The following is a 1,816-nucleotide window of genomic DNA, read 5'->3' as shown; positions in this document are numbered from 1 at the left end:
AGGAGAAAATACAGGGAAAGGGGATGCCGATCAATCAGCGGGGCTTCAAGTCCCGAACTTAGTACTTGGAGATCTTACGGGCAAAGTGCCAGAAGAAGATTGGTTGGAAAACCTAACGATTCGTTCGCTTGAAATGGATTTTGTTACTCCTCAAACAGATGCTGTAGATAGTGATGAGCTAAGAGTTGCGGCTCTATTCATCAACTTAGACCACAGTACAGTCATGGGAGCGAGTCCATCATTAATCACTCTCGGGAAAGCATCGAAAGATGAGTACCAAGCCTACCAACTTGGCAGAAATATCCTGCTTGCTGATTTAGAGTTAAATGGACAAACGGTTGGGAAGAATGGCATCCAAATTGGGGGTCTAGAAAATGTCACGATTGAAAATTGTTCCGTTCAAAAAATGGGTTATCTCGCTGGAATTTCCGTGGAATACTCGAAAAATGTAGTAATTCGAAACAATACGATCGAAGATGTTGGCCGTGCCGGGATTCAAATCTATCGTGGGAATCAACACGTCACCGTGGATCAAAATAGCGTGAAGAACTGGATGCAGCGGTATGGGGTGTATCATTTACTTCAAGTTTCGCCCAACCAAATGTTTGATGGTGGGATTGATAGTTACGGTCCCCATAACTATGATTTGATTTGGACACGAAATGAGGTGCGTATTCCTGGTAACGTCGAACGAGACGCAAAAGATCGTATCTTAACAACACAAGCGAGCCAAGCAACTGACCCAGAAGTGAATCCTTGTAATCCTGTTTTGCGCGAGCGCTTTCAAGCAAAATTCGATGCTGCAAATGGGAAATTAACGGATAAAATGATGGAACGCTATAGGTCGATAATGAAGACCCCGCATGCCCTATACACGCCTTATCGACTGAGTGGCGCTCGGAAAGTACGAATGGAAGGGAATAAAGGGCTTGTGCGGAGTCGTGAAAGTGCCAACTTCTTATTTACAGCGACACGCACGGTAGACAGTCGGTTACGTGTGGATGGAAAGTTGCATGATTATGAACTAGAACGTTTGGGTATTGCTCAACCGGACAAAGTAAAGGTGACAGGTTTTGCCTCTGACGTGATTGTCAAAGATAATGACTTCACGATTGAAGGAGAAGTCAAACAGCCTTTACGTATTGTCGCAGCGAAACAAGATTTGTATGCCTCCACAGAACAACCGGACGTCTATGGCCAACTTAAAATGAAAAGCCAGGTGAATGCAGGAGAGGACGCGACTCAAATGGGGGTAGAACTGCTCAATAATCGGTTTACCTTACATGGGCGCATTCATTCCCAAGATGGATACCAGCCGGAGGAATCTACGGAACAAGCCAAAGCCAACTATTACCAACAAGCACGGGTGGCGACGCTTCAACTAGGGAATTCGAATGATTTGACCGCCTCCGTTTCCAGAAGCACGAATAAGGTGGAAGAAGCCCTGTTACATCGGAATACCTTTACGTTTAATCCACCGGCTTGTGATACGTTTGAAGCTTGGAGTTTCCCGCGGTTTGGGGTGCTCGGTTCTCCTGAAGACATTACAGAACAGGATACGAAAGTGGTAGAAACATGTGTGACCACACAAAATGCCTTCCGATCCGATGTGGCGGATGCACCGGCAAAAGATCAATTTCAAGAAGTCTACTCGGCGCGTATCAAGCATGCGAAAGCGACACTCTTTACCGATAAAGGGTTCCCGAGCTATGAAATCGGAGGAAGCATTCGTGCGTTAGTTCCTGCCACTTCACGTGTGGCGAAAGTAGGCGTATACCGAGTGGAACAAGAAGCTGGGGAAGACACCTATACACTC

General features: G+C 46.1%; 1 protein-coding gene. It reads left to right on the top strand.

Annotated features, from left to right (window positions below; translation table 11 throughout):
* On the top strand, nucleotides 1–1,816 hold a 1,816-nt coding region (locus MFLO_RS13635; protein WP_036098575.1), incomplete at both ends, for a right-handed parallel beta-helix repeat-containing protein.

The organism is Listeria floridensis FSL S10-1187 (assembly GCF_000525875.1).
Taxonomy (GTDB): Bacteria; Bacillota; Bacilli; order Lactobacillales; family Listeriaceae; genus Listeria; species Listeria floridensis.
The sequence above is the reverse complement of the archived record's forward strand: the minus strand, read 5'-3'. Positions and strand labels throughout refer to the sequence as shown.